The sequence below is a fragment of the Streptomyces sp. NPDC102441 genome (assembly GCF_044765585.1).
Taxonomy (GTDB): Bacteria; Actinomycetota; Actinomycetes; order Streptomycetales; family Streptomycetaceae; genus Streptomyces.
The window spans coordinates 35,102-48,007 of the sequence record NZ_JBIWKH010000013.1; the positions used below are offsets into that span (position 1 = coordinate 35,102).

11 protein-coding genes are annotated in these 12,906 nt (G+C 70.0%); 6 read left to right on the top strand and 5 right to left on the bottom strand.

What is annotated here, in order from left to right; translation table 11 throughout:
• Window positions 1–107: 107 nt before the first annotated feature.
• Entirely contained in the window at window positions 108–1,571 is a 1,464-nt protein-coding gene (locus tag ACIREO_RS26765; RefSeq protein ID WP_404114621.1) for an arabinose isomerase, read from the bottom strand.
• Between the two features lie 202 nt (window positions 1,572–1,773).
• Here ACIREO_RS26765 and ACIREO_RS26770 point away from each other — a divergent pair, with 202 nt between their 5' ends.
• A complete protein-coding gene (locus tag ACIREO_RS26770; protein WP_404114623.1) occupies window positions 1,774–2,535 on the top strand; it encodes a DeoR/GlpR family DNA-binding transcription regulator in 762 nt (253 codons plus the stop codon).
• A gap of 157 nt (window positions 2,536–2,692) precedes the next feature.
• Here the strand turns inward: ACIREO_RS26770 and ACIREO_RS26775 are convergent, their stop codons facing one another.
• Window positions 2,693–3,376 carry a class I SAM-dependent methyltransferase gene (locus ACIREO_RS26775; RefSeq protein ID WP_404114625.1) on the bottom strand — a complete coding sequence of 228 codons (684 nt, stop codon included), beginning with the start codon at window positions 3,374–3,376 and terminating at the stop codon, window positions 2,693–2,695.
• A 599-nt stretch (window positions 3,377–3,975) separates the two neighbouring features.
• Between ACIREO_RS26775 and ACIREO_RS26780 the strand changes: the two genes are divergently transcribed.
• Window positions 3,976–4,683 carry a DUF2470 domain-containing protein gene (locus ACIREO_RS26780; RefSeq protein ID WP_404114627.1) on the top strand — a complete coding sequence of 236 codons (708 nt, stop codon included), beginning with the start codon at window positions 3,976–3,978 and terminating at the stop codon, window positions 4,681–4,683.
• 95 nt (window positions 4,684–4,778) lie between these two features.
• On the opposite strand, the gene ACIREO_RS26785 is transcribed toward ACIREO_RS26780, so the two are convergent.
• Window positions 4,779–4,856, bottom strand: coding sequence for a 50S ribosomal protein bL37 (locus ACIREO_RS26785; protein WP_371604899.1), 78 nt, complete (start codon window positions 4,854–4,856; stop codon window positions 4,779–4,781).
• A gap of 404 nt (window positions 4,857–5,260) precedes the next feature.
• On the opposite strand from ACIREO_RS26785, the gene malX reads away from it, so the two are divergent.
• From malX to ACIREO_RS26805, 4 genes are all read left to right on the top strand, one after another.
• The gene (gene malX, locus ACIREO_RS26790; protein WP_404114628.1) at window positions 5,261–6,862 is read left to right on the top strand and encodes a maltose/glucose-specific PTS transporter subunit IIBC; all 1,602 of its coding nucleotides are present in this window, start codon (window positions 5,261–5,263) and stop codon (window positions 6,860–6,862) included.
• A 2-nt stretch (window positions 6,863–6,864) separates the two neighbouring features.
• Window positions 6,865–8,103, top strand: coding sequence for a MalY/PatB family protein (locus ACIREO_RS26795; RefSeq protein ID WP_404114630.1), 1,239 nt, complete (start codon window positions 6,865–6,867; stop codon window positions 8,101–8,103).
• Between the two features lie 94 nt (window positions 8,104–8,197).
• Complete coding sequence (locus ACIREO_RS26800) at window positions 8,198–8,668, top strand: MarR family winged helix-turn-helix transcriptional regulator (protein ID WP_404114632.1); 471 nt, start codon at window positions 8,198–8,200, stop codon at window positions 8,666–8,668.
• A complete protein-coding gene (locus ACIREO_RS26805) occupies window positions 8,665–11,433 on the top strand; it encodes an FUSC family protein (protein WP_404114634.1) in 2,769 nt (922 codons plus the stop codon). The genes ACIREO_RS26800 and ACIREO_RS26805 overlap by 4 nt, the downstream gene beginning before the upstream one ends.
• 63 nt (window positions 11,434–11,496) lie before the next feature.
• Here the strand turns inward: ACIREO_RS26805 and ACIREO_RS26810 are convergent, their stop codons facing one another.
• Window positions 11,497–12,015: a hypothetical protein gene (locus tag ACIREO_RS26810; protein WP_404114636.1), complete on the bottom strand. Its 519-nt coding sequence runs from the start codon at window positions 12,013–12,015 to the stop codon at window positions 11,497–11,499.
• Window positions 12,016–12,245: 230 nt separating this feature from the next.
• Complete coding sequence (locus tag ACIREO_RS26815; RefSeq protein WP_404114638.1) at window positions 12,246–12,902, bottom strand: maleylpyruvate isomerase N-terminal domain-containing protein; 657 nt, start codon at window positions 12,900–12,902, stop codon at window positions 12,246–12,248.
• Window positions 12,903–12,906: the final 4 nt, after the last annotated feature.

The following is a 12,906-nucleotide window of genomic DNA, read 5'->3' on the forward strand; positions in this document are numbered from 1 at the left end:
CAGGGAGGCAGCGGTGGCACCCGGGGAAAGGGGCCGAGTGTGTGTGGGCCGCCGGTGGAAGGACCCGGCCGGCCCACACAGCGCGCAGGCGCAGAGGGGAGCAGTACTCAGAGATCGTTGGGGCCGTCGACCGCACGGAAGGGGATACCGAGCAGGTCGGCCGCGGCCTTGAAGTCCTTGGCACGGTGGCCGGTGCAGACGGTCCAGTGGTGGCCGATCCCGGTCGAGGACCAGGCGTCCGTCCATTCCCCGGGGTCGAAGCCGAAGTCGACACGCGAGGTGGTGTTGCCGATCTCCAGCAGCGGCCCCGGAACGACTTCGCCCTCGGAGACGATGAAGCTGAAGGTACCGTCCGCCTCCTGGCCGATGCCGAAGGTGGTGACAGGTCCGTGTTTCACATCGAACTCGACACTGACTCCCCAGCCACGCTTGCCGTGGTAGACGCCGAGTCCGCGCAGGAGCGGGTCCTTGGACGAGATGGCGAGGTGGGCCGGTCCGTCGTGCCCCATCTCGACCACTCCGTCCCGGAAGTTCAGGGCCTGGAGCTCGGTGAACGACCCGCCCGCGCCGAGCGTGTCGGCGATCAGCATGGCCAGGCTGGTGCGCAGTTCGTACTCGCCGGCGACCGGGATCCCGCGGGCGGTCAGCAGAGAGGCACCGAGGATCATGCCCGCGCCGAGCCGCTCGTGGATCTCGCCGTCGAGCCCACGGTGGTAGTACGCGAGACTGTCGAGATCGAAGTCCTCCACCAGGCGGTCGAGGCCCACGGAGACCCTGGCCGCCCAGTCGAGGTCCTCCTCCTTCACGGAGCCGTCGAGGGTGAAGACCCTGCGGGCCAGGGCGACGCGTTCGGCGGCCTGCTCGTCGGTCACCGCGGCGACCCTGACCCGCAGGTCGTCGAATTCGAGCACCTCCACATGCCCGCCGAACTGGCTGGACACCAGAGTCATGTCCGTGGAGACGTCCAGCATCCCGGGATAGAGGTGGCCCATCAGACCGTGCCGGCCATGACGCATCGCGCCGCGCACGCCCGCCGCCGAGATCCACCTGCCGATGCGGGTCCAGGCGTTCTCGTCGTGCAGATGCCCCGAGACCGAACGGAACGAGATGCCGCTGCGCCTGAAGACGTTGGCGACCTCGGGCAAGGGGCACTGCCCGCAGTAGGCCAGCCATTTGCCCGTGTCGGTGTTCGGGTGGTCCATCGCCTCGGTCGGCTGGAGGTCGATCACCAGGACGGGCGCGTGGGTGCGCTGGGCGATGGGCAGCACCATCGAAGCGGTCAGGTAGGTCGTCAGGAACGTGACGATGACGTCGCAGTCGGCCTTGCGCAGCTCCTCTGCGGCCTTGGAGGCTTCCTGCGGGTCCGAGATGAAGCCGGCGTCGATCACCTCGCAGCCCATCTCTTCGAAGCGTCGGGTCACGTGGAGCGCCGAATCCTGCAGCTGGTCGAGGAGGCCGGGGAACTGCGGCCAGTACGCACCGAGCCCGCCGGATACCAGTCCGACACGCGTGGGGCGCCGCCGCACCGAGGCGAGCGCACCTTCGAGTACGGAGGAGACGTCGTCAGTCATCAAGCATCCCTTCCTGGATGTTCCATTGCTGAGAGATTAAACATCGATGACACATTTCGACAAGGGGTTGAAACGTATCAATCGCGTGGGGAGCGAGACGTCCCGACGGACGATCCCCGGGAACATGAGCGGATGACAACGACGACCGGGCAAGCATCGGAGCACTCCTGGTCTGCCATGTTCACTGTGGTAAAAACAGACCATGTCAGAGGAGAGCACTGCCGAGGGAGACCACCGAAGGGCGTCGATCATCACGGCGCTCCGGGAGGGGGTTCGCCGCGTCGACGACCTGGCCCGCACCTGCGGCGTCAGCACGATGACCATCCGGCGTGACCTTCTGGCGCTGGAGCAACGGAACGAGATCCGCCGGGTCCGTGGCGGAGCCGTGCCTGTCGATGCCTGGACGTTCGGCCATCGTCTCGGGCGCTCCACCGCGGCCAAGGACGTGATCGCCGCGAAACTCCTGCCTCTCGTGCCGGACAACGGCGGAATCGGCTTCGACGGATCGACGACCGTCCACAGCCTCGCGCGGCGCCTCAAGGAGCAGCCCCTCCACGACCTGACGGCGGTGACGACCGGCTTCGAGGTCTTCCATGAGTTGTCCAGGAGCCCTGGATGCAGGGCCTATGCCACCGGCGGCACCGCGGATCTGCACACGGGCAGCCTGGTAGGGCCGCTGGCCGAGATGACGCTCCAGCAGTTCGCCCTGCACACCTGCTTCCTGTCCGCGACCTACCTGGACGACTCCATCGGCTCGACCGAGTTCACGGCAGACGAGGCAGCGGTCAAACGCGCTGTGGCCGCCGTCTCCCAACGGACCGTGCTGGCCGTCGACTCCTCGAAGCTGGGCCGCCGCGCCGTGGCAAAGTGTCTGTCACTGGACGAGGTCGACATCCTGGTGACCGACCTGAGCCCGGATGACGAGCGGCTCGAACCTTATCGGGGCCTCGTCGAGCTCATATGATGACAGGATGGAGAGCAGGTCACCTGCCGAGAAACTCGCGCGCATCGCCTTGAATTTTGAGTGATTCAGTCAACATTTTGCGATGCCGAGGTGACAGGTTTCCAGCTGGCCGCGCATTTGCCAACTGCCCCCACACCGGCGCCACTCCCCCGGGTGTTCAGCCGACCGAAGACACTCCAGGCCGGTCGGACTGATTCCATACGAGCGAATACCGCCAGAACAGCCGGCGCCGCAGCCGCGCACCGGGAAGAATCTTCCCGGCCTCACCGACGATGTCGTCGAACGCCATGTCCGCCGGGCGGGTTCGAGCCGTCATGGAGGCGGGCGGGTTCGAGGGGCGGCCTCTGTTCTTCAGCCAGCCCATGGCAGCGTTGGCCGGAACGGCGATGACACCGATCATGTGGTCCACAGGGGCCCGGGCACGGGACAGACCGAGGACCACCAGGGTCCCTCCCGGCGCCAGATGGCGGCGGAAACAGGTGAGCGCTTCGGTGAACGGCAGATGGTGGATCGCGGCGACGCACGTGATGACGTCGTAGGAGCCGGCAGGGAGCTCGGCCGGTACATCCGCTACGGCGAAGGTCACCGGAAGCGCCGTGGGAGTCAGCTCCCGGGCCCGGGCGGTGATCACCGGATCGGAATCGATCGCCGTCACGGCTGCCGCACGTCCGGCCAGCAGCCTCGCGAGGTCACCGCTGCCGGACCCGACGTCCAGGGCGCAGCCGAAGCGTCTCGGCAGCTGCCGAAGGATCCAGCGGTGGTAATGGGCGTTGTGATCCCAGGGATAGGTGGCATTGAACCGCTCGAGAGCCCGCAGGGCGCGGGGCGAAAGAACCTTCATGCACCAAGTCCACCAAACCCTGACTGCGTGCGCGCCCTGTTCCTGGAACAAGGGCCGGCCGCCACCCCACCCGTGCGGCGCCGTCAGGCGTGCCGGTTCCGCCGGAGCGTGACGAGGGGAAGGAACAGCAGGTCCACGATTTCCTCCAGGCCGGCTTCGGAGGGGTGTGCCCATGAGGAGTTCATGGAGGACCAGGACCACCGGGAGCGTGACCAGCCGGTCGGGAGTGGAACCGCCGGGTCGATCTCACCGCGACTCTCCGGTACGGGCGGCGCTGTGCGGCACAGAGCAGTCAGGACGGGTTCCCGTTTCGTCGGCCGGCGGCGGTAGAGGACGGCGCGGCTGGTGCCGCAACGGACGGCGACCGCTTCGCAGGTCGGCTGTTCGTGTCCGGATCCTCCTCGCGTCGTACGTCGCCGGCCGGTCCCCAGCGGCCCACGGCGGTTCCCCTCCGGGAAAGGGCCGGTGACGGTGCGTCCACCGGTTCGAAAACCCTCGGGCAGGGGGCGGCGGCACCCGACCATGACCCTATGGGTTAGGTTAGGCATACCTAAGTAGCCGTAATGAGGTCTCCCCGCCCGCTCCTCTGGAGAACTTGGATGCGTCCTTTCAACTCCCGCGTCACACAGCCCACCCCCGCCGAACGCGTGCTGTCCATCCTGACCGCCGCCCACTCGATGACGGTGGTGAGCGATGGGCTCGACCCCGTCGAGGTACACCGCCTCGACGGCACGGCCGCGATGGGCCACATCCACCTGCACGAACCCTCCGATGCCGACTCCCCCCAGCCCGGGCCACGCGTCCCCGTCCGGCTGGAGTTCACCGACATCGCACCCACGTCCGTACGGGACCGCATGCGCGCCCGCGTCACGGTGACAGGCCTGCTGGCGGCCCCGTACAGCACGGACGCGGCGGCGAGCAGCTGCATGGAGTTCGGCCAGGCGGTCCTCGAGGATCACCGGGGCCGCACGTTCGTCACGCTGGACACGCTGCAGGAGACCACTCCCGATCCGATCGCCACCAGCGAGGCGGCGATGCTGACGCACCTCGTGGACGACCACGGCGAACTCGTCCCCCTGCTCCTGCGCCTCGTGCAACCGCAGCCGGAGAAAGGCGTGACGCGAATCCTCCCGCTGGCGATGGACCGCTACGGCGTGACCCTGCGTCTGGAGTACCCGAGCACCCACCGCGATGTCCGCCTGCCGTTCGCGAAGCCCGTGGCCCGGCTCGACCAGGCAGGTCCTCAGATCCACGCCCTGCTGGCAGCCGCCCGTCGCGCGTCCCACCGGAACCAGCTGCTCACCTGACCGCCGAGGCGCGCCCCGCGCACTGCGGCCGGCACCGCCAGGAAGACGACCAGGGGACGGCACATGCCATCCCCCGGTCGTGTCGGCTGCGTCCCTCAGGTCTGCGGGCGGCTGCCGTGGTTCGCGCCGTTCTTGCGGCGGGCCTTCTTCTTGCGACGTCGCTTCGAGGACATCGAACCTCCTGAGTCAGTAGTTTTTCGCACACTATCAACCGGATTGTCGTCTCCGGTGACCACAGGGCCCCTTACCCGCCGACGCGTCGCCAAACACCCGGCCCGGATGCGGAGAGGTGGCATGCGTCACGGCGTGCGACAAGCGGTTCACTCCGTGTCGGCTCCTCCCCGGCCGGCGTGGGCCGGCGGGGCCGGTCTCCATGGACAGTCGTCGACCCGCTGTGATGTGATCCGTGCGGTGGAACGGCCTGATCCGGCGCTGCTCACCGGGCGATCCTCAGGTGTGTCGCGCGAAGGCGGCCGGGCCCCTCGTCGTTTCTTCCGCCGCTCGATCACCCGTGGGTCCCCGCATCGCCACGGCGAGCGCCAGGGTCCGTCCCCCCAGGCTCGAAAGTTCCGTACACATGCAGAAGACCAAAGCCGCACTCTGGGAATTCCTCCAGGGACTCGGCAAGACGTTCATGCTTCCCGTCGCCCTGCTCGCGTTCTGCGGCATCATGCTGGGCATCGGGTCCTCCCTCTCCAGCGAGGCCGTCACCGACAACCTGCCGTTCCTGAAGGCCGAGGGCTTCCACCTCGTCTTCACCTGGATGGCCAACACGGGCCTGGTCGCCTTCACCTTCCTGCCCGTCCTCTTCGCGATGGCGATTCCGCTCGGTCTCGCCCGCGAGGACAAGGGTGTGGCGGCGTTCTCGGGTTTCGTCGGCTTCGCCGCCATGAACCTCGCGGTGAACTTCTACCTCACCGCCAAGGGCGTCGACTTCGAGGACGAGGCCGCGATCAAGCACTACGGCATAGCCGACGTGCTGGGCGTGCAGTCCATCGATACGGGACTCCTCGGAGCCGTGGTCGTTGGCATCGTTGTCAGCCTTCTCCACCAGCGCTTTCGTGCACAGCGGATGCCTGACGCACTGGCCTTCTTCGGCGGGCTGCGCTTCGTCCCGATCATCTCCGCTCTCGTCCTGAGCGTGCTCGGTCTGCTCATCCCCCTGGTGTGGCCGGCCTTCAACGGCTGGATCACCGCCGTGGGTCGCGGCATCGGGCACACCGGTGTCTTCGGGCCGTTCTTCTTCGGCATGGGCGAGGTGCTGCTGCGACCGATCGGGCTGCACCACATCCTCGTGGCCATGTTCCGGTTCACCGATGTCGGCGGCTCGGGAGCCGTCTGCGGGGACAACGTCTCCGGGGCGCTCAACATGTTCTACGCGCACCTGGACTGCGCGGGCACGCCGAACGCCGCCGTCACCGACGCCACGCACTTCCTCTCCCAGGGCAAGATGGCGTCCTACCTGGGCGGTCTCCCGGGCGCCGCACTCGCGATGTACCACTGCGCGAACAAGAAGATGCGTCCGGAGATCAAGGCCCTGCTCATCTCCGGCGTGGTGGCCTGTGTGGTCGGCGGGATCACGGAGCCGCTGGAGTTCCTGTTCCTCTTCGTCGCGCCGTGGCTGTACGCCATCCACGCGGTCCTGGTGGGGCTCGGCTTCCTCACGGCGGCCCTGCTGGGCGTCTTCATCGGGAACACCGACGGCAACGTCATCGACTGGCTGGTCTTCGGCGTCCTCCAGGGATCGACGACCAAGTGGTATCTGGTGCCGGTGATCGCGGCGGTGTGGTTCGCCGTGTACTACTTCCTGTTCCGCTGGGCGATCACCCGCTTCGACCTCAAGACCCCTGGGCGCGACGAGGAGCAGGACGACGCGGACGGCGAGTCCGCCGCCCAGGACGCGGCCGGGGAGCCCGCGCGTGAGCTGGTCGCGGGGAAGTACGACGCCGTGGCGATCCTCGACGCGATCGGCGGCGCCGGCAACATCCGGTCCCTGGACAACTGCATCACCCGCCTGCGGATGACGGTGGAGGACGCCGCGCAGGTGGACGAGGCACGGCTGAAGAAGCTCGGCGCCGTGGGTGTGATCAAGCTCGACGGGCACACCGTGCAGGTCATCATCGGGCCGCAGGTCCAGTCGGTGAAGGACGCCATCGCCACCATGATCCCGGTGGGCTGATCATGGTCTCCCCTCCCCCGGGCTCCTCGGCCCCGGCCCGCAGGACCGCGCAGGATCCGTACGGCTTCGACGTCACGGTGGACCGGCACGGCACCTGGTGCACGCAGTGGGACTACGTCGAGGACCGCTTCGGCGTTCCGGATCTGCTGCCGTTCACGATCTCCGACATGGACTTCGAGGCCGCCCCGGCGATCATGGACGCGCTCCGCGGACGGCTGGACCACGGCGTGCTCGGCTACTCGCGGTGGCGGCAGGACGACTTCCTCTCCGCGGTCGTCCACTGGTACGCGACGCGGCACGGGACGGCCGTCGATCCCGGGGCGGTCGTCTACGCGCCATCCGTCGTCTACCAGCTGTCACAGCTGCTCCGGCTGTGGTCGCGTCCCGGTGACGGTGTGGTCGCCCACACCCCCATGTACGACGCGTTCCCCAAGACCGTGGCGGCCCACGGGCGCCGGCTCCGGGAGTGCCCTCTCGACGACTTTGCGGAGCTGGAGCGGCTGCTGGCGCTGCCCGACACGACGGTGCTGCTGCTGTGCTCGCCGCACAACCCGACGGGCCGTGTCTGGTCCGCGGACGAGCTTGACCGGATGGCGCGGCTGTGCGCGCGGTACGGCGTGGCCGTCATCAGTGACGAGATCCATTCCGACCTGGCACACCCTCCGCACGTCCACCGCCCCTGGTCCCTGCACGGCGGCGAGGGCCGGTGGGCCGTCATCACCTCGGCGTCCAAGTCGTTCAACATCCCCGCTCTGACCGGCAGTTACGGCATCATCGGTGACCCTGCGTCGCGCGACGCCTACCTGAGGCAGCTCAAGGAGGCCGACGGCCTGTCCTCCCCCGCCGTGCTGTCACTGGTCGCGCACATCGCCGCGTACCGGGAGGGGGCGCCCTGGCTGGACGCCTTGCGTACGTACCTCGAGGGCAATCTCGCGATGGTCGCGGACCGTCTACGCGGCGCGTTCCCACAGCTCGGCTGGGAGCCGCCCCAGGCGGGGTATCTCGCCTGGATCGACCTGCGGCCGCTCGGCGTCGACGACGACGCGCTGCAGCGCGAGCTCGTCGAGGTGGAGAAGGTGGCCATCATGCCGGGGGCGGCGTACGGCTCCCCGGGCCGGGTCCGGCTCAATGCCGGATGCCCCCGGTCCAAGGCGGTCGCGGGTGTCGAGGCGCTGGTGCGCGCGCTGCGCCGGCTGACACGGGCGGGGCAGGTGGCGGACCTTCGGGACGGTGGGGCCTGACGTCCGGGCGGGTCGGGGTGGCACTTCGGGCGAGGGCGGGCATTTTGCCCGCACATGGTTCCGCGCCACCTCTTGACATATATATAATTGCCATATGCATCAATCGTCGCCCCTGGCAGGTCCCACCGACGAGCAGCGCATCGAGTGCGCTGCCAGGGGCCTGCTCAGAGGCATCGGGCGGCTCTCGCAGACGCTCTTCCGCGCCGGCGAGTTCGAACTCAGCCGCAGCCAGGTGGCGGTACTCGACGCCCTGGAGGAAGGCCCCCGGCGGGTGACCGCCCTTGCCGCGTACACGGGCATGGCCCAGCCCCGCGTGACCGTGGTCCTGCAGAGCCTCGAAGAGCGCGGCCTGGCCACGCGCGAACGCCGCGCCGCCGACCGACGTGTCGTGGAAGCCTTCCTGACCCCGGCCGGCCGGGGCCTGCTCGACCAGGGGCGCCGCCGGATGGCCGCGGCGCTCCTGCGCGGTCTCGACGCGGGCGTCGACGACTCCGAGCACGCCGTGGGCGCCGCCCGGGATGCCCTCACCACCCTGCTCGAAGCGATGGATTCGGAGACCAGTTGATCAGCCCAGGTACCGCGCCGTCGGACACGACGCCGGAACTCGCACCCCCCACCAACGCCTCCGCGCCTGCGGCAGTCGCCGCGCGCGCCGTCGCACCGGGCCGGGTGGGCGGACCCCCACGATGGTGGGACTGGGTGCTCGCCGCCGATCCCGGCCTCGGACAGCTCCAGGCGGGATGGCGCACCCTCGTCGCGATGGTGACCTCTCTCGCGGTCGGCTACGGCATGGCACGGGCCCTGGACATACCGGCCATGATCGGCATGATGGTCGGCGGGATGATGGGCCTGATGAGCGCCTTCGCCGTCGCGGAGAACACCTGGCAGCGGCTCAGCCGCGCCATCCTGTGGATGCCGTTCCCCTTCGCCGCCATCCTGTGGCTGGCCGCCGAGCTGCACGACGACCGGGGGCTGGAAATCAGCCTGATGGTCGTGGCACTGGCCCTGACCTTCTTCCTTGCCCGGTTCGGACAACTGCCGCTGCTCACGGGCATGATGCTCTTCAACGGCCTGATGGTCGGCATGATGGCGAACATCTCCCCGGACATGACGGGCAAGGCCTTCGCCGCCGCCCTGGTGTCCGCCGTCGCGGTTCTCCTGACACGGTTGCTGCTCTGCTATCCGATGCCGCGCGAGGACCTGCTGCGCACCCAGCGCGCCTTCGTGGTGGAGGCACGCCGGGTGGCCGACGCGGCCGTCGAAGCGCTGGACCCGGACGCCGATCAGGAACGGGCCGCGCGCCGGATGGCGCGTGCGCTGCACCACCTCAACGTCACGACCGTCACCATCGACGGCCGGCTCGCCCAGCCGGAGGTCGCCGCCGACCCCGACATGGCCGAGCTGCTGCACCGCCACCTGTTCGACGCGGAACTGGCCCTGCGCGGGATAGGCCGGGCCGTGCAGGACCTGACCCGCCTCGACGTACCGCCGCACCTGCGCGAGGCGATGGCCGTCGGCCTCGTCATCGCACGGGACACCCCCCTCGGCAGCGCCCAGGGTCTGCGCCCTGCCGCCGAACGCATCCGCCGGCAGGCCGACGCTGTACTCGACCACCCCGGTGCGGGTGCCGGACAGACGGAGACGGTCGAACTCGCCTACCGCGTGGCCCACCTCCTCGACTCCCTCGCCGGATCGCTCTCCCACTGGCTTGCGCTGGGCTGGAACACCCCGGATTCACCGGCACAGGTCCCCTTCCAGCCGACCGTGGCCCTGGAGCGCAACCAGCCCGCCGGATCGGCTGCCGCGACACAGCGCGTGCTCGCCGCGCGGACGGAGAAGAGCTGGCGGCGCGCCATCCCCTTCGTGCGCGCGCCCCTGCACGCGGGGATCGCCGCCGCCATCGTCTGCCCGATCACCGACGCGATCGACCCGCAACGCTTCTACTGGGGTCTCGTCGGCGTGATGATCACCCTCTTCGGCACGAACACGACACACGAGCGGCTGCGCAAGCTCGGCCACCGCATGGCCGGCACCGTGGTCGGCGCGGTGCTCGGCATCGCGCTGCTCCGTCTCCTCGGCCACGGCCACGTCTACGGGACGCTCGCGATCATCGTGGCGGGGCTCACCCTGGGCGCCTGGGGGATGCAGCGCGCGTACGCCCTCTGGGTCGTCGGACTTGTCGTCGCACTGGTCCAGCTGTACGGACTGACGACGCCCTACGGTGGCATGGACCACCTGCTCGGCGAGCGTCTGCTGGACAACGGCCTCGGGATACTCGTCGCGACCGCGTGTGCCGCACTGATCTTCCCGCTGTCCAGCCGCAGGATCACGCGGGAGGCGGAGCGCGGTTACGTGTCCGCCGTCGACACGCTCGTCTCCCAGCTCGCCCTGCGCTGGGAGGACCCCGAGGCCCCCGTCCGGCTGCGCGGAGCCGCTCGCGCGGTGGACTCCTCCCTCTTCCAGGTCGTGAGCCTGGCACGTCCACTGGTCCGGATGCCCGGCCTGCGGGGAGGTGACGCGGACAACCGCACCGCATTGCTCACCACGGCCACAGGCCACGCCCGCGCCCTGGCGGCAGCGGCCGACATCGACATCGACCTGGCTCCCCGGTCGGCGGAGCGGTTTGCCGTCATCACCTCGACGCTGAGCCGTTCGCTGCGCGCCCTGGACCGCTCGCTGACCACCGGTGAGCCCGAGGAGGGCTGGCAGCGGGTGAGCCCGCTGATACGGGAGCTGAAGGCGGACATGGACAAGGCGCCGCCCGGACCACGGGCCTCGCGTGTCCGCACGACGCTGCGGGAGCTGGCCGCGCTCGACGAGACGCTCGCCGGGTACGCGGAGCGGTGCGGGCTCACCGTGCACGACATCTCGGCCGAGGACACCACGGGATCACCGATGGAACGCCGGACCCAGGCGCTCGTGGCGCAGTGGGCCCTGCCGCCAGTGCCCCGGGACAAGGACACCCCCGGTGACGCGGCCCGCACCGCGACGGCCACTGCCGCGCCCCGGACGGACACGGCCCCGGTGACCGGGACCGCGTCTGCCGTGGCGAAGTCTTCGGCCGTGGCGCGCTGCGGAGTGACCGTCACCGGCGCCGTCGGGTGCGCGGCACATCCCGAGGGGTGTGCCGGCTGGGTCACCGTGATCGACGCACGGGGGAAGCGGGTCGCGGCAGGGCCCGTGCGGTCGGGCCGTTATCGGGTCGACGGACTCCGGCCGGGCAGCCACACGCTCATCGTGTCGGCGGCCTCCCACGCCCCGCACGCGGAGTTCCTGTACGTACCGGAGTCACGGGAGGCGGGCCAGGTCGGGCACGACATACGGCTGTAGCGGGAGGCGGGGCGCCGCCCGTCCTCGTACCGTGTACGCCGACGGCCGGGCTCTGGCGCCGTGTCAGTGCCCGGCGGCAGTCTTCACCAGCGCGACGGCGACACCGATCACCGCGTCGGCCACACCGGCGAGCACCGCGAGAAGAACGCCGCCTCCCATACGCAGTCCTCCCGCACAGCCCCAGGCGAAGAGGGAGGCGATGCCCACGCCGGCCGCTGTCATCAGCGCGGCGGACAGGGAGAGGACGTCCAGCGCCGCGAGGGCGATCATCACGGCCGGGCCCACCGCGCAGGACAGCAGCGGAGCGCTGACGTACAGCATGCGGCGCAGGTCGTGGCCGGTGGCGAGGTGGCGGTGCACCGTGCGGTGCGCCTGCTGGTCGGCGACGAACGCCGCGAGCCACAGCCCCAGAGCGGTCGTCAGGACCGTGGCCAGGGCGCCTGTGGTCCCGGCTTCGCTCAGGGACAGGCCGACCACCACGGCGATCATCGTGATCGTCGCGTAGATGCGCTCCTTGAGCCGGTCCGCCTGCGCGCCCACAGCCTGCTCGGGCGGCAGTGCTGCCCGCCGGTCGTCCGCCATCCGGTTTCCCTCGCACGTCACGGGACGGCGGACGTCGCGCGTCCCTGGTCCGGCACCGCAGCAAGCCCATGGACGGCGCCGTGGACCCGGCCATCAGCATGCCCTGCCGGCGGCAGGAAACCCGGAACCACGGGGCTGCTGCCGTCCGTGTCACACCGCGCACCGCCTGTGCTGCCCCGTCGGCGACCGGGGCGGCGGAGGAGCCCGTCCGGACGGTCAGCCGAGGACGGTCAGCCGAGGACGAAGGGGAGTCTCGCGGCGAGCCGGCCCAGGCCGGCCGTCTCCTCGTCGGTCGGGAGGCGCCGTCCGGTGCCGACCAGCAAGGCGTCCTTGTCGGAGAGCGAGGCGGGGAACGCGGTCCCGGCGATCTCCTCCAGCAACTGGCGGGACCGGGCGAGCCCTTCCTCGGGCACTTCGCGGGCATCGGGGAGGTAGGCGACCAGGTCGAGGTGGTGCAGCGTCCACTCCATGACGTACGTGGTGAGGTAGTCCTCCACCGTCATGACCTCGTCGCGGGTGCCGACCCGGAGACCGGGGGCGGCTAGGCCGGCGGCCCGGCCGGCCGCGGACCCCACATCGTCCAGGTGGAACTTCAGCAGCCAGGGCTCCTCGTACGCGGCGGCCAGCCGGACCGTCAGCGCGTCGAGCGGGTCGTCGCCGCCCGGCGGGACCCCGGTGACCTCCCAGTAGGTCACCGCGTCCCGGGTCGGCTCCGTCGCGGCGGGGGTCGCGAGGGTGATCAGGACGTCCTGGGCGTCGATGACCAGATGGCACACCAGGTCCCGTACGAGCCACCCGGCGCAGCCGGACGGCCGCGAGAAGTCCTCGTCCTGGAGTTCGGCGACCGCCGTGCGCAACGCCGTCCACGAGCGTGAGAAGAGATCCACGCGG

Bases quoted from the DNA above. Each gene is read 5' to 3' on its own strand.
- ACIREO_RS26800 (WP_404114632.1), top strand. From the start codon at position 8,198: ATGCATCAATCGTCGCCCCTGGCAGGTCCCACCGACGAGCAGCGCATC.
- ACIREO_RS26785 (WP_371604899.1), bottom strand. From the start codon at position 4,856: ATGTCCTCGAAGCGACGTCGCAAGAAGAAGGCCCGCCGCAAGAACGGC.
- malX (WP_404114628.1), top strand. From the start codon at position 5,261: ATGCAGAAGACCAAAGCCGCACTCTGGGAATTCCTCCAGGGACTCGGC.
- ACIREO_RS26810 (WP_404114636.1), bottom strand. From the start codon at position 12,015: ATGGCGGACGACCGGCGGGCAGCACTGCCGCCCGAGCAGGCTGTGGGC.
- ACIREO_RS26765 (WP_404114621.1), bottom strand. From the start codon at position 1,571: ATGACTGACGACGTCTCCTCCGTACTCGAAGGTGCGCTCGCCTCGGTG.
- ACIREO_RS26775 (WP_404114625.1), bottom strand. From the start codon at position 3,376: ATGAAGGTTCTTTCGCCCCGCGCCCTGCGGGCTCTCGAGCGGTTCAAT.
- ACIREO_RS26780 (WP_404114627.1), top strand. From the start codon at position 3,976: ATGCGTCCTTTCAACTCCCGCGTCACACAGCCCACCCCCGCCGAACGC.
- ACIREO_RS26795 (WP_404114630.1), top strand. From the start codon at position 6,865: ATGGTCTCCCCTCCCCCGGGCTCCTCGGCCCCGGCCCGCAGGACCGCG.
- ACIREO_RS26770 (WP_404114623.1), top strand. From the start codon at position 1,774: ATGTCAGAGGAGAGCACTGCCGAGGGAGACCACCGAAGGGCGTCGATC.